1 protein-coding gene is annotated in these 2,197 nt (G+C 61.2%); it reads left to right on the forward strand.

Annotated elements, in window-relative coordinates; genetic code table 11:
* Positions 1 to 2,197, forward strand: a 2,197-nt coding sequence (locus tag BGX12_RS15130) for a toxin TcdB middle/C-terminal domain-containing protein (RefSeq protein WP_199220800.1), incomplete at both ends; no start/stop codon positions are given.

A 2,197-nucleotide genomic window follows, 5' to 3' on the forward strand; every position in this document is an offset into this window, starting at 1 on the left:
TCCCCGGCGGCTTCACGTCCGCCGAATGGGTTGACCTCTACGGCGAGGGCATCGCCGGCCTGCTCATGGACTGCGGCGGCAAATGGTACTTTAAGCACAATCTGGGGAACGGCCGCCTATCTTCTGCTTCGGAAGTGGGCGACAGGCCTGTTCCGGGTACACCTTCCGGCCTTACCGATGTCGAGGGCAACGGGGTCCTCGCGCTTGTCGAGAACAGTGGTATGAACGCTGGTGCATCTTTCCTTGACGAATCCGGAAAGTTTGGGCCGCGCAGGAAGTTCGGGAGTGTTCCGTGGATTGACTGGGAAAAATCCAACATAAAGTTCATGGACCTGGACGGCGACGGACGTAGCGAAGTCGTAGTTGCCGAGGACGGCAGGATACGCGTGTATCTCTCCGGCGGCATGAAGGGTTACGGGAACGCCATCTACAGGTACTTTACCGAACCGGGCGAGAAGCCCGTGCTTGTCTCGAAGTCTCCCGACGAGGCGGTGTTCGCCGCCGACATGACGGGCGACGGACTCGCCGACCTCGTGCGTGTCCGGTTCTCGGATGTCTGCTACTGGCCGAACTACGGCCACGGGCGTTTCGGTTCGGCGATCTATATGGATAATGCGCCAGTTTTGGGCGGCTGCAAGAATTTCAACCCCGCGAACCTGACCGTCGCGGACATTGATGGTTCAGGGACTACGGACCTGCTCTACCGTGAGGGCGACCATCTCCATATCTACCGCAACTGTCTCGGAAAATCGTTCGAGTTCGTCGATACGATTTCGCTTCCTGGCAAGGGCGGGACGGTGAAATCTGCGGACGTCCTCGGGAAAGGGCTTTCCACCATCGTGTTCGGCTCCCCGCTGTTTGCGGACGCGTCCGCATCGCCGCGGTACCTGCCGGTGCAGGGCGGGCGTACCAACGTCATGTCCGGCTACTCGAACGGAACCGGTGCGCAGGTCGATATCGAGTACACGCCGAGCACGGCCTACTACCTCGAGGACAAACTGTCCGGGAATCCGTGGACTACGAAGTTGCCGTACGTGGTCCAGTGCGTCTCCAAGGTCGTGTCGAGGGACCTCGTCACGGGCTGGGACCGCACCGAAACCTACGCCTATCGCGACGGCTACCACGACCCGGATTTCCGCGAGTTCAGGGGCTTCGGTTCCGTGGTGCTGCGCGAGCACGAGTGCGGCATCGACCCGGAAACCGATCAGGACATACGCGAGACAAGGGCGGATTTTTATCTGGGAAGGTCATCGGAAAGGCCCACGCTGGATTGCGCCCAGGCGATGACTACCCGCCAGTGGCAGGAAGGCTGCCGCTCGTTCCAGGGGATGCCGAAAAGCCGCAAGGTCCTTTCCGTCAACAGGGACGGGACGGAAATCAAGGAATTTTCCACGACATCGTGGACCTACCGGGCAAAATTTATCATGGAAGCCCGCCTGTCGGGCGACAGGTTCCGCAACGGTTCCTGTTGGCAGTGCATCCAGGAATCCGAGACGGCCTCGTTCCGGGAATCCGCCGCCGACACGCCCCGTACGAACGCCTCGTTTACACTGGCTACGGATGCGTACGGCAGGCCGCTCCTCTCGGCCTCGGTCTGGTACGGCCGTGGAGGTTCGAAGCCGGACGACGTGCCCGATGTCGTGTGGAACGAACAGAAGAAGAACCATGTGACTTTCACCGAGACCCGCTATACACAGGATTGCGAACACTCTTCGGGCAAGTTCCGCATGGGCCTACAGGAAAGTACCGTGTCTTACGAGAAGACAGGCCATGCAGCGTCCGACCTGGAAAATGCGCAATCCCTGAACGCGCTGTTTGTGGATGTGACTAAGCCTTATAAGGTCTTGGCCCGCGAAGATGTCGTTTTCTACGACGACACCCTCTCCGTGCCACGTACCGACGGTACCTGCGGGCTGGCCGCGGTCGTCTACGAACGCTACGGGCTCGCCTTCGAGTCGCAGGGGCTGGCCGGGATCTACGGCACCTCCGTGACCCCCGCCGACATGACGGCGGCGGGATATGTCCTCCGCGGCGGCGACTGGTACCGCCGTTCCGGCAGGAACGTCTATGCGCCGGGCGCAACGTCGAGTTTCTACCGCCCCTGCGGAATCGAGGACGCCTTCGGGAACCTCGCTTCCGTCGCCTACGACGCGCATTCATGGCTCGTGGAATCCGTCACGGACGCCGTGGGGAACAC

It is taken from the genome of Fibrobacter sp. UWR4 (assembly GCF_003149045.1).
Classification (GTDB): domain Bacteria; phylum Fibrobacterota; class Fibrobacteria; order Fibrobacterales; family Fibrobacteraceae; genus Fibrobacter.